This is a genomic window from Streptomyces sp. NPDC058758 (assembly GCF_042746075.1).
Classification (GTDB): domain Bacteria; phylum Actinomycetota; class Actinomycetes; order Streptomycetales; family Streptomycetaceae; genus Streptomyces.
Genome location: NZ_JBHYPS010000007.1, coordinates 57,714 through 73,956 on the forward strand (window position 1 = coordinate 57,714; position 16,243 = coordinate 73,956).

At 74.8% G+C, this 16,243-nt stretch carries 13 protein-coding genes; 11 read left to right on the top strand and 2 right to left on the bottom strand.

All coding sequences use genetic code 11. The features are described from left to right. The first annotated feature begins 31 nt into the window (after nt 1-31). Nucleotides 32-1,228 carry a pyridoxal-phosphate dependent enzyme gene (locus ACFW6A_RS11555; RefSeq protein WP_386640105.1) on the top strand — a complete coding sequence of 399 codons (1,197 nt, stop codon included), beginning with the start codon at nt 32-34 and terminating at the stop codon, nt 1,226-1,228. Nucleotides 1,229-1,246: 18 nt separating this feature from the next. Here ACFW6A_RS11555 and ACFW6A_RS11560 read toward each other — a convergent pair whose 3' ends face one another. Continuing rightward, nucleotides 1,247-2,272, bottom strand: a complete 1,026-nt coding sequence (locus ACFW6A_RS11560) for a hypothetical protein (RefSeq protein ID WP_386640108.1) — start codon at nt 2,270-2,272, stop codon at nt 1,247-1,249. Between the two features lie 108 nt (nt 2,273-2,380). Between ACFW6A_RS11560 and ACFW6A_RS11565 the strand changes: the two genes are divergently transcribed. Both ACFW6A_RS11565 and ACFW6A_RS11570 read left to right on the top strand, forming a co-directional pair. Next, nucleotides 2,381-2,995 (top strand): TetR/AcrR family transcriptional regulator, encoded by a 615-nt coding sequence (locus ACFW6A_RS11565; protein ID WP_386640111.1) that lies wholly within the window; start codon nt 2,381-2,383, stop codon nt 2,993-2,995. A gap of 37 nt (nt 2,996-3,032) precedes the next feature. Then, nucleotides 3,033-3,533 carry a GNAT family N-acetyltransferase gene (locus tag ACFW6A_RS11570; protein WP_351843201.1) on the top strand — a complete coding sequence of 167 codons (501 nt, stop codon included), beginning with the start codon at nt 3,033-3,035 and terminating at the stop codon, nt 3,531-3,533. 7 nt (nt 3,534-3,540) lie between these two features. Here ACFW6A_RS11570 and ACFW6A_RS11575 read toward each other — a convergent pair whose 3' ends face one another. After that, nucleotides 3,541-4,122: a YdeI family protein gene (locus ACFW6A_RS11575; RefSeq protein WP_386640114.1), complete on the bottom strand. Its 582-nt coding sequence runs from the start codon at nt 4,120-4,122 to the stop codon at nt 3,541-3,543. A gap of 184 nt (nt 4,123-4,306) precedes the next feature. Here ACFW6A_RS11575 and ACFW6A_RS11580 point away from each other — a divergent pair, with 184 nt between their 5' ends. The 8 genes from ACFW6A_RS11580 (at nt 4,307) to ACFW6A_RS11615 (ending at nt 16,240) form a co-directional block, all read left to right on the top strand. Further along, nucleotides 4,307-5,323, top strand: a complete 1,017-nt coding sequence (locus ACFW6A_RS11580) for a LacI family DNA-binding transcriptional regulator (RefSeq protein ID WP_386640117.1) — start codon at nt 4,307-4,309, stop codon at nt 5,321-5,323. Nucleotides 5,324-5,397: 74 nt separating this feature from the next. After that, the gene (locus ACFW6A_RS11585) at nt 5,398-7,089 is read left to right on the top strand and encodes an ABC transporter substrate-binding protein (protein ID WP_386640120.1); all 1,692 of its coding nucleotides are present in this window, start codon (nt 5,398-5,400) and stop codon (nt 7,087-7,089) included. Nucleotides 7,090-7,152: 63 nt separating this feature from the next. Further along, on the top strand, nt 7,153-8,130 hold the full coding sequence (locus ACFW6A_RS11590) for an ABC transporter permease (protein ID WP_351843209.1): 978 nt from the start codon (nt 7,153-7,155) through the stop codon (nt 8,128-8,130). A gap of 16 nt (nt 8,131-8,146) precedes the next feature. Then, on the top strand, nt 8,147-9,079 hold the full coding sequence (locus tag ACFW6A_RS11595; RefSeq protein WP_351843211.1) for an ABC transporter permease: 933 nt from the start codon (nt 8,147-8,149) through the stop codon (nt 9,077-9,079). Beyond that, nucleotides 9,076-10,023 (top strand): ABC transporter ATP-binding protein, encoded by a 948-nt coding sequence (locus tag ACFW6A_RS11600; protein ID WP_386640124.1) that lies wholly within the window; start codon nt 9,076-9,078, stop codon nt 10,021-10,023. The genes ACFW6A_RS11595 and ACFW6A_RS11600 overlap by 4 nt, the downstream gene beginning before the upstream one ends. Further along, complete coding sequence (locus tag ACFW6A_RS11605) at nt 10,020-11,027, top strand: ATP-binding cassette domain-containing protein (RefSeq protein ID WP_351843215.1); 1,008 nt, start codon at nt 10,020-10,022, stop codon at nt 11,025-11,027. Before ACFW6A_RS11600 ends, ACFW6A_RS11605 begins: the two co-directional genes overlap by 4 nt. Next, on the top strand, nt 11,024-12,547 hold the full coding sequence (locus ACFW6A_RS11610; RefSeq protein WP_386640127.1) for a glycoside hydrolase family 32 protein: 1,524 nt from the start codon (nt 11,024-11,026) through the stop codon (nt 12,545-12,547). The genes ACFW6A_RS11605 and ACFW6A_RS11610 overlap by 4 nt, the downstream gene beginning before the upstream one ends. Nucleotides 12,548-12,637: 90 nt before the next feature. Beyond that, nucleotides 12,638-16,240, top strand: a complete 3,603-nt coding sequence (locus ACFW6A_RS11615; RefSeq protein WP_386485306.1) for a GH32 C-terminal domain-containing protein — start codon at nt 12,638-12,640, stop codon at nt 16,238-16,240. Nucleotides 16,241-16,243 lie beyond the last annotated feature (3 nt).

Here is a 16,243-nt window from a genome sequence, read left to right on the forward strand (position 1 = left end):
GACCGGGTCCGTACCAGCAGAAGGGCTCCACGTGACGTCTCTCGCCCGCGCCCAGCGGTCGCTCGCCGATCCGTCCGTCCGGCATCCGCTCTGGCCGCCGCTGACCGCCGGGTGTCCGGTGACCTCCACGGAGGAGGTCGCGTATCCGCTGGAGGTCGACTACGACTACGACGCGGTGCCGGCGGACCTCTTCGAAGGGCCCGCCGCGCACGGTCTGGAGCGGTGGGCGCCGCTGCTGCCTCCGCTGGCCGCGCCGGGGCTGGGGGAGGGGAACACGCCGCTGGTGGAACTGGCCGACGGGGTGTGGGTGAAGGACGAGTCGCGCAATCCGACGTGGAGCCACAAGGACCGGCTGAACCGGGTGGCGGTGAGCGCCGCCGTCGCCTCGGGCGCGCGCGGCGTCGTCGTCTCCTCGTCCGGCAACCACGGCGCGGCCGCCGCCGCGTACGCGGCCCGGGCGGGGCTGCGGTGCGCCGTGTTCACCTCGCCGCAGGCGCCGCCCGCCGTCGCGTCCCACCTGCGGGCCTACGGTGCGACGGTGCTGACCGTCCCGCCGGCCTCGGTGCGGCCCCTGATGCGGCGCATCGTCGAGGAGCTGGGCTTCCAGTCGGTCAGCAGCGTCACGGACTCCGCTCACACGGGGCATCCGTTCGGCCCGGAGGGCTACAAGACGATCGCCTACGAGATCGCCCTCGCGCTCGGGCGGGCCCCGGCCGCCGTCCACGTCCCCACCGGCTACGGCGAGTTGCTGTTCGGCGTCGCCAAGGGTTTCGAGGAGCTGGCCCGGCTGGGGGTGACCGGCGGCGTGCCCCGGATGTACGGCGTCGAGCCGGCCGCCGCCGGTGCCCTCACCGAGGCGCTGCGGACCGGCCGGCCGGCCGCCCGGGTGCCCGTCGGCCCGACCGCCGCGTACGCCATCGACTGCGAGGTGAACGGCTACCGGGGGGTGCTGGCCGTCCGCCGCACCGGCGGCGGGGCGCGCACGGTGACGGAGGACCAGTTCCGTGCGGCGCGGGAGGAGTTGGCCGCGCAGGGCGTCTGGTGCGAGACGTCCGCCGCCGCGGGGCTCGCCGGACTGCGCGCCCACGGTCCGGATCCGGCGGCCGAGGAGGGGCCCGTCGTCTGCGTGGTCACCTCCAGCGGCTACAAGGACGTGGCGACGGGGCGGGCGTCCGCCGCACCGGCGGACGCCGACTGGGACGCCGTCCGGGGGCTGCTGGAGGGGTGAAGGGGCCGCCGGGCGCCGTCAGTGCGTCCGGTGGTACTCGGCGATCGCGTCGAAGGCGGCCTTCGGCTCCCACGGCAGTCCGGGGTAGCGGGTGCCCTCGCGGTCCTCGTAGACCTTGACCACGCCGTAGCTCGCGAGGTCGAGGTCCGCCGTCGGGTCGCCGTCGGGGCGGTGGACGTGGTCGTGCAGCGCGAAGGTGAAGACGAAGGTCGCGTCGACGCCGGACTCGTCGAACACGGCGAGGAGTTCGCGGACGTGGCCGGCCTGGCCCTCCTCGTCCCGCTCGTACGTCCCGGTCAGCCGGATCGGGCCGGACGCGTCGTACTCGACGACCTCCAGGCCGAGCGCGCCGCGGTCGCCGGCGCCCCGGTAGCAGGCCGATCCGAACTCGGTGACGGCCACCGGCTTGCCGCCGGCGGCCGCGACCATGCCGCGCACCCCCTCGGCGAAGCCGTCGGCGATCGCCGAGGAGCGGTAGACGTCGACGGACACCAGGTCGAACGGCGTCCAGTCGACGCCTTCGAGGGGGACGGAGGCGTAGGTGACCGGGCCGCCGAAGCGGGCGCGGACCACCGTCGCCGCCTCGGCGAGGAAGGCGTTCACCCGGGCCCGGGTGCCGGGGAGCGCCGCCCGCAGCTCGTCGGGGCGGCCGAGCACCGCGATCCGCTCGTCGGTGTCGGCTCCGGGGAGGAACCCCGGGTTCATCAGGCTGAGTTCCGCGCCGGCGACGAAGACGACCGCCGCGCCGCTCCGGCGCAGCCGCTCGGCGCGCTCCGCGCAGTCGGCGAAGAGCGCGAGCATGTCCGCTTCGGTCCGTTCGAGGGGGTACGGCGAGAACCAGACCTCCAGGCCCAGGTCCGCCGCGTGTCCTGCCGCCAGTTCGATGCGGTCCGGGTCGCCGCCCATGACCCGGACCGCCGTGCAGCCGAGGTCGTCGCGGATGATCTCCAGCTCCCGCCGGACGGTCTCCGGTTCGAAGGCGCGGCGGGCGTTCCGCCCGTGCTTCACGAACCCCGTGTCGTAGCTGATGCCCTTGGCGCGCATGAGGTGCTCACCTTCCTCGAATTTAAGGTACTGGCCGTACCTTAATTGGCCGCCGCCGCGGTCGGCAAGGAAGATGGGGAGGTACGGCCGGTACCGGAAGGGGTGGACATGACGGAACGCGCGGAGCCCGGACGGACCCGGCGGCGCGGCGCCGCGCTGGAGGACGCGATCCTCGACGCCGCCGCCCGGGAGCTCGTCGAGTCCGGTTTCGCCGGCATGACCATGGACAAGGTCGCCGCCCGCGCCGGCACCAACAAGAACGCCCTCTACCGCCGCTGGCCCCACCGCCTGGCCCTCGGCACCGCCGCGTACAAGCGGCTCGCCACCGCCGCCCCCGTCCCCGACACCGGCACCCTGCGCGGCGACGTCCTGGAGCTCCTGCGCCGGGCCAACCGCCACTGGAGCTCCCCGCTCGGCGCCGTCCTGCGCGAACTCCTCGCCGCGGCCGGCGGGGCCGCCGAGTTCCTCGCCTCGCTCCAGGAGCAGTCCGGCGACGCCGCGGCGCCCTGGCTCACCGTGCTGGGCCGGGCGGTCGCCCGGGGCGAGGCCGCCCCCGAGGCGTTGCACCCCCGGGTCGCCACCGTCGCCGTCGTCCTGCTGCGCGACGAGTTCGTCGTGCGGGGCGTGCCCAGCGCGCCCGACGACGTCCTCGTCGAGATCGTCGACGAGGTCTACCTCCCGCTCGTCCGCTGCCGGGGCGCCGCGCGGCCGTCCGGGGGCTGACCCGCCCGCCGCCCCGCCGTTCTGCGATGATCCGGCCATGACCGTCCCACCGTCCCGGCACCCGGCGACCGCGCTGCGCACCGAGCGGCTGGAGCTGCGGCCCGTGCGGAGCGCCGACCTGCCCGCCGTGACCCGGCTCTGGACCGACCCCGAGGTCCGGCGCCACCTCGGCGGGCCGGTCATCGCGTCCGTCGTCCGGATCCGGCAGCGGCGGATCGTCGGCGCGCCCGGCTTCCACGCCGTGGTCCGCGCCGAGGACGGCGTGGTGCTCGGCCTCGTCACCGTCGAGCCCGCCGGCCACGGGGGCGAGACCGAGGTGTCGTACCAGTTCCTGCCCGAGCACTGGGGGAGCGGATACGCCCGCGAGGCCGTGGCCGCCGCCGTGGCCCGGGCCCTGGAGACGGCCCCCAGCGTCGTCGCCGTCACCCAGGAGGCCAACGCCCGCTCCCGTCGCCTCCTGGAGGCCGTCGGCCTGGAGCACGCCGGCTCCTTCGAGGAGTGGGACGCCCGCCAGGTGCTCTACCGCCGCCGCGCCTGACCCCTCCCTACGCGCCGCCCCCGGCCAGCCGGGCCACCGCCCGCTCGATCCGGGCCGCGCGGGTCTTCGCCGTCCGGGCCTGCCACAGGGAGAGGATCACCAGGTAGCGGTCCGTCCTCCCCAGCGCCTCGAAGGCGCGGGCCGCCTCCGGGCGGGCGGCGAGGGCGGCCGCCAGGTCGTCCGGGACCGTGGCGTCCTTCTGGGAGGGGTACGCCGCCTCCCACCGCCCGTCGGCCCGCGCCGCCCGCACCTCCGCGAGCCCCGGCTCGCGCATCCGGCCGTCCGCGAGCAGCCGCTCGACCTGCCGCACGTTGACCTGCGACCACAGGCTGCCCGGCCGGCGCGGGGTGATCTTCTGGAGGTAGGAGCGCTCGTCGCGGGCCTTGCGCTTGCCGGTGATCCAGCCGTAGGCCAGCGTCAGGTCCAGGATGTCGCCGGCCGTCGGCGAGGGCAGGCCGGCGCCCTTGCGGCCGAGCAGCAGCCAGACGCCCGGGGTGTCGCCGTGGTGCTCGCCGAGCCAGGCCTCCAGCTCGCCGCCGCCGTCGAAGCCGAGGACGGCGAGCCCCTCGTCCGTGCCGACCGTCTCCACCCGTCCGCCCTCCCCGTGCCCGCGAGCCGCCGGCGCGCCCCCTCGGGCCCGTCCCGCACAAGATATTGACACTGGCCGGAGATCGGCCGTAACTTGCGTGCAACGTCGAACTAACGCGCGTTACTAAAGCGCGTAACCCATCAGTTCCGGCCGGGGGGCCGTGCAGGAAGAGGGAGGGGTCATCGTGGCGGCCGGCAACACCCGCAGCGTCACCATGAGCGATGTGGCCCGGCGGGCCGGAGTCTCGCGCACCGCCGTGTCGTTCGTCCTGAACGACCGGCCGGGCGCGGCGATCCCGGACGAGACCCGGCGCCGGATCCTCGCCGCCATCGAGGAGCTGGGCTACCGGCCCAACGCCGGGGCCCGCGCGCTCGCCGCCCAGCGCAGCGAGTGGTACGGCCTGATCACCGAGATCGTCACCGCCCCCTTCGCGGTCGACGTCATCAAGGGCGCCCAGGACCGGGCCTGGCTCGACCGGAAGTTCCTGCTGATCGCCGCGAGCGAGGGCGACCCGGCCCAGGAGGCCGCCGCCCTCGACAAGCTTCTGGAACAGCGGGTGGAGGGACTGCTCTACGCCACGACCTGGCACCGGGCCGTCGCCCTCCCCAGGGCCGCCCGCGAGGTCCCCACCGTCCTCGTCAACTGCTACGACGCCGAGGGCGAACTGCCCTCCGTGGTCCCCGACGAGGTCACCGGCGGCCACCGCGCCGCCCGGCACCTGGTCCGGGCCGGCCACGAGCGCATCGGTCTCATCAACCTCGACCCCGCCATCCCGGCCGCCGTCGGCCGCCGCGAGGGGTACGAGCGGGCGCTGCGCGAGGCGGGTCTCCCCCTCGACCCCGCGCTGGTCGTCTCCGGCCACGCGACCGCCGACGGCGGCTACGCCGCCGCCTGCGAACTGCTCGACCGCGCCGACCGGCCCACCGCGCTCTTCTGCGCCAACGACCGGATGGCGATGGGCGCGTACGACGCCATCAAGGAACGCGGGCTGCGCATCCCGGACGACGTGGCCGTGGTGGGCTACGACAACCAGGAACTGATCGCCGCCTATCTGCGGCCCAAGCTGACCACCCTCGCCCTCCCCTTCGAGGAGATGGGCGCCAGGGGCGTGGAGATGCTGGCCGCCCTCGCAGCGGGGCAGCCGCTCGACACCCGCAGGGTGACGGTCGACTGCCCGCTGCTCGAACGCTCGTCGGTCTGACTGCGAATCAGGTCCGGCGAGTCATCTCGTCCCGTCTTCGTCCGGTGTGTTGAAGAGAGGAAAGAGCCTCCATTATGACACCTCCCCCCGTCCGCGGCCGATCTTCCCGAAGGTTCCGCCCCGCCCCGCTCGCGGCCGCCGCGGCCACGGCCGCGCTGCTGCTGACCGGCTGTTCCGGCGGCGCCGGGGCGACCGGTTCCCAGGGCGCCCCGGAGACCCGTCTGCTCACGATCCCCCGTGAGGACATGGGCACCTTCACCAGGAACTTCAACCCGTACTCGCCCAAGGCCGCCCCGATGACCCGGGAGGCGGTCTACGAGCCGCTGATGATCCACAACCCGGCCGACGGCAAGGACACCCCCTGGCTCGCCACCTCGTGGGCCCGGTCCGCCGACGGAAGGTCCGTCACCTTCACCCTCCGCGAGGGCGTGAAGTGGTCCGACGGCAAGCCCTTCACCGCCGCGGACGTCGTCCACACCTTCGCGCTCCAGAAGAAGCTCCTGGGCGGCTTCGACTACCTCACCGAGGTCACCGCAGACACCCCGGCGAAGGTCACCTTCCACCTCTCCAAGCCGTTCTCGCCCGCGCTGTACGAGATCGGCGGCCACTTCGTCACCCCCGAGCACATCTGGTCGAAGATCGCCGACCCCGCGAAGGACGTGAACGCCACCCCCGTCGGCACCGGTCCCTACACCCAGGTCGGAGCCTTCCAGGCCCAGTCCTACGAGCTGCGGAAGAACCCCTCGTACTGGCAGCCCGCCAAGCAGCGGATCGCCGGCATCCGGATGCTCGCCTTCTCCGGCAACGACAGCGCCAACCTCGCCTTCACCAACGGCGAGGTCGACTGGACCCAGTCCTTCATCCCGGAGATCGAGAAGTCCTTCGTCGCGAAGGACCCGGAGCACAACCACTACTGGTTCCCCACCACCGGCTCGATGGTCAACTGGCAGCTCAACACCGCCAAGGCCCCCTTCGACGACCCCGCCCTGCGCAAGGCCCTCAGCCGGGCCGTCGACCGGGCGAAGATCGCCAAGGTCGCCATGAACGGCTACACCGAACCCGCCGACTGCACCGGCCTCTCGAACGGCTACGACTCCTGGCGCGACGCGACCGTCGCCGCCTCCTGCGACTGGACCGCCCACGACCCGAAGGCGGCCGCGGCCGCCCTCGACGCGGCCGGCTACAAGGCGGGCGGCGACGGGAAGCGGACCCGGAAGGACGGCAAGCCGCTCACCCTCGACATCTCCGTCGGCTCCGCCTCCTCCGACTGGATCTCGGTCGCCAACATCATCAAGCAGAACCTCGCCGAGGTCGGCGTCACCGCCACCGTGAAGTCCCCCGACTGGTCCGCCGTCGTCGCCTCCTACGAGGACGGCTCCTTCGACAGCGGCATCGTCTGGAGCGGCAACGGCGCCACCCCCTACGAGTTCTACCGGGGCGCCATGGCGAAGGCGACCGTCAAGCCCGTCGGCGAGAAGGCCACCGAGAACTACCACCGCTTCGGCGACCCGAAGGCCGACGCCCTCATCGACGCCTTCGCCGCCGGCGACGCCGCGACCCAGAAGGCCAAGTCCGCCGAGCTGCAGAAGCTGTTCGCCGCCGACGCCCCCGTCGTCCCGCTCTTCCCCGGGCCCGAGTGGGGCGCGTACACCGACCGCCGCTTCACCGGCTGGCCGACCGAGGAGAACCCGTACGCGACGCTCTCCAACCGGTCCGTGACCACCGTCCTGGTGCTCACCTCCCTCCAGCCCGTCCCGGGCAAGTAAGCCCGCGGGGGCGGCCGACCCGCCCGGCCGCCCCCGCCCCGTACCCCACCAGGGAGAAGAGCAGTGCGTCTCGTCCTGCGCAACCTGGGGTTCTATCTCCTCGCCTTCTGGGCCTCCGTCACCCTGAACTTCCTGCTGCCGCGGTTCATGCCCGGAGACCCCGTCTCCCGCATGTTCGCCCAGGCCCAGGGGACGATGCGGCCCGAGCAGATAGCCCAGCTGCAGAAACTCTTCGGTCTCGACGAACGGCCCCTCTGGCGCCAGTACGCCGACTACCTCCACCAGGTCGCCACCGGCGACCTCGGCATCTCCATCTCACGCTTCCCGACCCCCGTCTCCGAGGTCATCGGCTCCCAGATCGGCTGGACCCTCCTCCTCGGCGGCACCGCCCTCGTCGTCGCCGCCGTCGTCGGCAACCTCCTCGGCGTGCTGGCCGCCTGGCGGCGCGGCGGGATCCTCGACTCCGCCTTCCCGCCACTGCTGATCTTCGTCGGCTCGTTCCCGTACTTCTGGCTGGCGATGGGCGCCCTGTACCTCTTCGGCGTCACGCTCGGCTGGTTCCCGCTCCGGCACGCCTACGACGCCGGCCTGGTCCCCGGGCTCGACGCCGCCTTCCTCGGCAACGTCGCCACCCACCTCGTGCTGCCCGCCCTCACCATCGTGCTCGTCTCCGTCGGCGGCTGGATGCTCGGCATGCGCAACACGATGATCGCCACCACCGCCGAGGACTACATCACCATGGCCGAGGCCAAGGGGCTCAGCCCGTCCCGGATCATGTTCCGGTACGCGGCCCGCAACGCCCTCCTGCCCTCCGTCACCAACTTCGGCATGGCGCTCGGCTTCATGGTCGGCGGCGCCCTCCTCACCGAGGTCGTCTTCGCCTACCCCGGCATCGGCTACCAGCTCCTCTCCTCCGTGCAGGCCCTCGACTACCCGCTGATGCAGGGCATCTTCCTCACCCTCACGGCCGCCGTCCTGCTCGCCAACTTCGTCGTCGACCTCGTCCACGTCCGCCTCGACCCGCGCGTCCGCGTCCGCTGAGGAAGGAGCCGCCACCATGTCCGTCCTGGACACCCGGGAACCGGCCGCGCCCGACACCGGGCCCGCCGCCCCGGCCCCCGCCCGGCCGCCCGGCCGCCGGAGCACGCTCCGCCGGGTCCTCGCCGACCGCAAGGCCCGCACCGGGCTCCTGCTCCTCGCCGCCTTCGCCCTCCTCGGCCTGCTCGCCCCCGTCCTCGCCCCCGGCGACCCCTCGCTGATCGGCGACTCCGGCGCCGCCCCGCCCTCCGCCGACCACTGGCTGGGCACCACCGCCAAGGGTCAGGACGTCCTCGCCCTCACCCTGTGGGGCACCCGCAGCTCGATGCTCGTCGGCTTCACCGTCGGGCTCGCCGCCACCCTCGTCGCCCTCCTCGTCGGCCTCGCCTCCGCCTACCTCGGCCGGCTCGTCGACGACCTCCTCACCCTCGTCACCAACGTCTTCCTGCTCCTCCCCGGCCTTCCGCTCCTGGTCATCCTGGCCGCCTTCCTGCCGCCCGGCACGACCACCGTCGTCCTCGTCCTCACCGTCACCGGCTGGGCCGGATCGGCCCGGGTGCTGCGCGCCCAGGCCGCCTCGATCCGCGGCAAGGACTTCGTCGCCGCCGCCGTCGTCACCGGGGAACGCCCGTTGCGGATCATGTTCCGGGAGATCCTGCCCAACATGGCCTCCGTGGTGATGACCACCCTCCTCGGCTGCGTCATCTTCGGCATCGGCGCCCAGGCCGGCCTGGAGTTCCTCGGCCTCGGCGACTCCTCGGTCGTCAGCTGGGGCACCAACCTCTACTGGGCCGGCAACGACGGCGCCCTGATGACCGGCGCCTGGTGGGCCTTCGTCCCCTCGGGCCTGTGCATCGCCCTCGTCGCCTTCGCCCTCGCCCTCGTCAACTACGCCGTCGACGAGGTCACCAACCCGCGGCTGCGGTCCCGGCGCCGGAAGGAGCAGAAGTGAACGTCCTCGACGTCCAGGGCCTCACGGTCGAGTACCGCGGCGAGGGCCGCACCGTCGTCGGGGCCGGCGACGTCTCCTTCGCCATCGGCCCCGGCGAGGTCTTCGGCCTCGCCGGAGAGTCCGGCTGCGGCAAGTCCACCCTCGCCAACGCCGTCATGCGGCTCCTCAAGGACCCCGCCGAGATCACCGCCGGCCGCGTCCTCTTCAAGGGCCGCGACGTCCTCGCCCTCGACGACCGCGAACTGCGCGCCTTCCGCTGGCGCGAGATCGCCATGGTCTTCCAGTCCGCGATGAACTCCCTCAACCCCGTCCTCACCGTCGGCGAGCAGATCGCCGACATCTTCACCACCCACGAGAAGCTGCGGAAACGGGCCGCCCGCGAGCGGGCCGCGGACCTCCTCGGCCTCGTCGGCATCAGCCCCGACCGGCTCCGCGCCTACCCCCACCAGCTCTCCGGCGGCATGCGCCAGCGGGTCGTCATCGCGATGGCCGTCGCCCTGCGCCCGTCGCTGCTCATCATGGACGAGCCGACCACCGCCCTCGACGTCGTCGTGCAGCAGGAGATCATGGCCCAGATCGCCGACCTCCAGCGCGAACTCGGCTTCTCCGTCCTCTTCATCACCCACGACATGTCCCTCATGGTCGAGATGTCCCACCGCATGGGCGTCATGTACGGCGGCCGGATCGTCGAACTCGCCCCCGCCCGCGACCTCTTCGCCCGCCCCCGGCACCCCTACACGGAGGCGCTGATGCGCGCCTTCCCGCCGCTCACCGGCCCCCGCACCACCCTCACGGGCCTCTTCGACGGCCCGCGCACCGCCGACAGCTGCGGCTTCCACCTCGCCTGCCCCGCCGACCGCTCCGACTGCTCGGGAAACATCCCGGACCTGCGCGAGCTCGCCCCCGGCCACTGGGCCGCCCTCACCGAAGGCGCCACCCCATGACACTCCTCCGCGTCCGAGGACTCACCAAGGACTTCCAGGTCGGCTCCGTCTTCTCCCGCCGCCGCGTCCGCGCCGTGCACGGCGTCGACCTCGACCTCGACCGGGGCCGCGTCACCGCCCTGGTCGGCGAGTCCGGCAGCGGCAAGTCCACCATCGCCCGCTGCCTCGCCCGCCTCGAACGGCCCACCGCCGGACAGATCCTGCTCGACGGCGAGGACGTCCTGCGCACCCAGCGCCGCCGGGCGAGCCGCGCCTACCGGGGCGCCGTCCAGATGGTCTTCCAGGACCCCTTCGGCTCCCTCAACCCCGTCCACCGCGTCGAGCACTTCCTCACCCGCGCCCTCGTCCTGCACGGCCACCGGGCCGACCGGGGCCGGCTCACCGACCTCATGGCCGAGGTCGGCCTCCCCGCCGACCACCTCGACGCCCACCCGCACGAACTCTCCGGCGGCCAGCGCCAGCGGGTCGCCATCGCCCGCGCCCTCGCCGTCGGCCCCCGCGTCCTCCTCGCCGACGAACCCACCTCCATGCTCGACGTCTCCGTCCGCGTCGGCGTCCTCAACCTGATGCGCCGCCTGCGCGACGAACGCGACCTCTCCCTGCTGTACATCACCCACGACCTGGGCTCCGCGCGCTACCTCGCCGACACCACCGCCGTCATGTTCGCCGGCGAACTCGTCGAGGGCGGCGACGCGCTCGCCGTCATGGACGCCCCCGCCCACCCCTACACCCGGCTGCTGCTCTCCGCCGTCCCCGATCCCGCACGGCGCACCGGCTACGACAGGGCCGAACGGGCCCGGCTCCGCGCCGCCGTCCTCACCCCCGAGTCCTGCCCGTACGACGACGGCACGTGCAGCGCCACCACCCCCGTACGCCACGTCGTCGGCGAGGACGAGGGGCAGCCGCACTGGGTGCGCTGCCACCTCTACGCCCCCGCCGGCGAACTCGCCCACCGCGCCCTCCAGGCCGCGGACACCCCGGAAGCCGAGACCACCGCCGCATGACACACGACCTGATCACCGCGCACCGGCCCGCCGCCGAGGACCTCGCCGCCCGCGCCTCCCGCGACCCGCACCGCCCCCGCTACCACTTCACCTCGCCCGGCGGCTGGCTCAACGACCCCAACGGGCTCACCCACTGGAACGGCGTCTACCACCTCTTCTACCAGTACAACCCGCTCGCCCCCGCCCACCACCGCATCCACTGGGGCCACGCCACCTCCACCGACCTCGTCACCTGGACCGACGAACCCGTCGCCCTCGTCCCGGGCGCCACCGGCCCCGACCGCGACGGCTGCTGGTCCGGCGTCCTCGTCGACGACGGCGGCGTCCCCACGCTCGTCTACTCGGGCCGCCACGGCGACCGCGAACTGCCCTGCGTCGCCACCGGCACCCCCGACCTCCGCCACTGGACCAAGGACCCCGCCAACCCGGTGATCGCCGCCCCGCCGGAGGGCCTCGACCTCACCGCCTACCGCGACCACTGCGTGTGGCGGGAGGACGGTCGCTGGCGCCAGCTCGTCGGCTCCGGGGTCCGGGGCCGGGGCGGCACCGCCCTCCTGTACGACTCCGAGGACCTGCGCAGCTGGCGGTACGTCGGCCCCCTGCTCACCGGCGACGCGAGCGACGGCCGCTCCGGCGACCCCGACTGGACCGGCACCATGTGGGAGTGCGTCGACCTCTTCCGCGTCGGAGAGGGGGACGGCACCGACGTCCTCGCCTTCTCCGCCTGGGACGAGGGCACCACCCACCACCCGCTGTACTGGACCGGACGGTACGAGGGCGACCGCTTCACCCCCACCGCCCTGCACCGCCTCGACTACGGGCAGAACCACTTCTACGCCCCCCAGTCCACCCGCGACGCCGCCGGCCGCCGCATCATGTTCGGCTGGCTCCAGGAGGGCCGCGGCGAGGAGGCCACCGCCCGCGCCGGCTGGTCCGGCGTCATGTCCCTGCCGCGCCTGGTCACCCTCGGCGCCGACGGCGCCCTCCACCAGGCCCCCGTCCCCGAACTCGCCGCGCTCCGCCGCGACCACGTCGCCGTCGGCCCCTTCACCCCCGGACCCGCCCCCGCCGAGGCCCTGGACGCGATCCGCGGCGACCAGCTCGACCTGGAGGCCTCCCTGCGCCTCGCCCCGGGCGCGGTCGTACGCCTCGGCGTGCGGGAGACCCCCGACGGCGCCGAACGCACCGTCGTCGAACTCGCCCGGGAGGGGACCGCCCCGACCGCCACCCTGCGGCTCCACCGCGAGGCGAGCAGCCTCGACCCGGACACCGACACCACCCCCCGCTCCGGCGCGGTGCCCCTCGCCGAGGACGGAACCGTCGCACTGCGCGTCCTGGTCGACCACTCGGCCCTGGAGGTCTTCGCCGGAGGCCGCGCACTCGCCTCCCGCGTCTACCCGACCCGCCCCGACGAGGCCGTCGGCGTCTCCCTGACCGCCACCGGCACGGCCCGCGTCCACCGCCTGGACGCCTGGCACATGGCCCCGGCCCTCACCGCGCCCCGCGCCCTCTGGCCCTGACGGGCCCCTTCCCCCGGGAGCGCGCGGCCGTCCCGCCGCGCGCTCCCCGTCCTGTCGTCCTCACGCGCCACCCACCGCCGAGGAGGCCCCATGAACCCCGCACCTCCCCCCGCCGCCCCGTCCCGGCGCGCCGTGCTCGCCACCGGGGCGCTCGCCGCCCTCCCCCTCGCCCTGACCGCCGCCCCGGCCGGAGCCGCGCCGCCCGCCCGCCGCACGACGGCCGCGCCCGCCGGCGCGGTGACCTCGCCCGTGCCCGACCCCCTTCCGTACCGGGGGAGCTGGCAGCGCACGGCCGACGGCGGGCAGCGGGCCACCGCCCCGGCCGGGGGCGCCGCCCTCGCCCTCACCGAGCACCGGACCGGCGCCCGCGCCGGCCTCGCCGTCCGGGTGACCGCCGACCCGGCCACCCCCAACGCCCGCGGCGGGCTCCTGCTGCGGGCCGCCGCCGACGGCTCCACCGGGTACGCGGTCACCCTGGAACCCGCCCACGGGCAGGTCCGCCTCCTGGACCTCGCCGACGGCACCGTCCTCGCCGCCGGCGCCACCGGTCCGGGCGAACTCCTGGAGGTCACCACCGACGGGCCCGCCCTCACCGTCCACGTCGACGGCCGCCCCGCCCTGGCGGCCACCGACCACCGGCACCGCACCGGCCACACCGGCCTGTACGCCGACTCCGGGACCGCGCTCCTCGGCCCGCCCCGGGCCTGGACCGTCACCACCGACCTCACCGGCTGGACCGGCGACCCCGGCTGGACGCCCACCCCGCTCGGCCTCGCCGCCGACGCCCCCGCCGACACCAACATCCGCACCCTCGCCGCCGAGGAGGCCCACGACACCTCCCTCCAGGCCGACCTCGTCGTCCGCGACCCGTACGCGGTCGCCGCCCTCCTCGTCCGCGCCGACGCCACCGGCAGCCGCGGCTACGCCGTCGAAGCCGACCCCCACCAGGGGCGGTTGCGCCTCTACCGCGTCGACGGCAACACCACCCTCGCCACGCACGCCGTCCCGGTCCTCCCCGGCACCGTCCACCGGCTCCGGATCGAGGCCGAGGGCCGTCGGCTGCGCGTCCACTGGCAGAGCGACTTCCTCCGCCCCGACGGCTACGCCCCCGTCATCGACACCGAGGACCCGGCGCCCGACCCCCACCTCTCCGGCCGCCACGGCCTGCTGGCCTACAACGGACGGGTCGCCTACGAGAACGTCACCGCCCCCGGAGCGGACGAACTCCCGGGCGGAGAAACCGAGTCGGGCACCTGGACCCGCGACCTCGCCGGACTGCGCGGCCGGGACGGCGTCCGCACCGCACCCGCACCGGACGACCCCGACCTCGTCGTCTCCGCCGACGTCCGGCTCGCCGGCGCCCGCGCCGCCGGCCTCCTCGTCCGCGGCCACGCCGTCCTCCTCGACCGGACCGCCGGCGCCGTCCGCCTCCTCGACCACGCGCGCGGCACCGTCCTCGCCAGCGCCCCGTCGCCCGTGCGGCCGCTGCGGGACGGGGACCTCGTACGCCTCGAAGCACAGCTCCTGGACGGGGAGTTCACGGTGTACGCCGACGGGGTGCGGGTCCTCGCCGCACCCGCCGCCACCACCGGACCCACCGTGGGGCTCGTCGCCGACGGCGGCACCGCCTGCTTCCGGGAGGTGTACGCCGGCGCGGTCCGCGACCACTTCACGGAACCGTACCGGCCCTCCTACCACCACTCCCGGCGCGCCGGCTCCGCCAGCGACCCCAACGGACTCGTGTGGTTCGACGGCGAGTACCACCTCTTCCACCAGGACCAGGGGCGGTGGGCGCACGCCGTCTCCACCGACCTGCTGCACTGGCGGGCGCTGCCGCTCGCCCTGGAGTGGAACGAGCACGGCCACCGCTGGTCCGGCTCCGCCGTCGCCGACCTCCACGACGCCTCCGGCCTCTTCGGCGGAGGCTCCGGACTGATCGCCTTCTACACGAGCTTCCACCCCGACCGGACCGGCGGGAACCAGTCCGTGCGGGCCGCCTACAGCACCGACCGGGGACGCTCCTGGCACGACCACGGAGGCCCGGAACCGCTCGTCGGGAACCCCGGCGGCCCGGACGGCGGCTGGGACTTCCGCGACCCCAAGGTGCTCCGGGACGAGGCCCGCGACCAGTGGGTGATGGTCGTCTCCGGCGGCGACCACGTCCGCTTCCTCACCTCCCGCGACCTGCTCCACTGGACCCACGCCGGCTCCTTCGGCTACGGCCCCTGGGTCACCGGCGGCGTCTGGGAGTGCCCCGACCTCTTCCCGCTGCCCGTCGACGGCGACCCCGCCCGCACCGTCTGGGTCCTGACGCTCTCCACCGGAGCCGTCCGCGCCACCGACGGATCCGCGGCCGTGTACCTGACCGGCACCTGGGACGGCACCGCCTTCACTCCGGACCAGGCCCCCGGAGGCTGGCTCCGCAGCGACCACGGCCGCGACTTCTACGCCGCCGTCACCTTCGACAACGCCCCCGGCGGGCGCCGGATCTGGCTCGGCTGGACCACCAACTGGGACTACCCCTTCAGCGCCCCCACCGGCCGCTGGCAGGGCCAGCACAGCGTGCCGCGCGAACTCGCCCTCTCCACGGGCCCCGACGGCCGCCCCGTCCTGTGCCAGCGCCCCGTCGCCGAACTCGCCGCCCTGCGCACCGGGTCGACCGTGCGCACCGGCCTCACCGCGGGACCCGGCCTCCCCGACCCCTGCGCGGGCCTCACCGGGACCGCGTACGAGATCGAGGCCGAACTCGCCTTCCCCGCCACGGGCGCCGCGACCGCGTGCGCCTTCCTGCTGCGCGGCAAGGACGGCCGGGGCGTCCGGGTCGGCTACGATCCCGGGCGCGGCCTCCTCTCCACCGACCGCACCGACTCCGGACGCACCGACTTCACCCGCTGGTTCGCCGGCCGCTCCGAGGCGCCGCTCGCGGCCCTGCCCGACGGCGCCGGCGGACGCACCGCGCGGCTGCGGATCCTCGTCGACTCCTCCTCCGTGGAGGTCTTCGGCGGCGGAGGGGAGGCCGTCCTCACGAGCCTCGTGCTGCCCGACCCGGACGCGGCCGGGATCTCCTTCACCGCCGAGGGCGGCACGGTCCGGCTCACCACCCTCGCCCTCCACCCCCTCGCCCCCACCTGCCGCCCGGGCGGGGACCCCGGCCGGGCCCTGCCCCCCGCGCCCCCGGCGGGGGAGCACCGCACCGACCTGGGCACCCTCGCCGTCACGCCCGCCGGACGCTGGGAACCCACCGGCGCGGGACGGACCTGCGTCTTCGACCGGGACAGCGACGCCCTGTCCACCCGCCGCTTCGCCGACCTCGAACTCACCACCCTGCTGCGCCTCGGCGGCCCCGACGGGGTGCGCGGCGCCGCGTCCCTGCTGTGGCGGGCCTCGGCGGACGGCGCGGACGGCTACGTCCTCAACGTCGACCCCGACCTGCGGGCCGTCCGCCTGGTGGTCCGGCGCGGCGGCTCCTTCGACGACGCGGCCGCCCTCGCCAGGGTGCCGCTGCTCGTCCGCCACGGGGTCACGTACCACCTGAGGGTCGTCCACCGGGGCACCCGGATCCAGGTCTTCCTCGACGGGAACGGGATCATCGACCTGACCGACCCGGACGGCACGTACGCCTCCGGCCACGTCGGCCTGAACGTCTTCGGCGGCCGCGCAGGCTTCCAGGACACCTACGCCAAGGAGCTGTGAAAC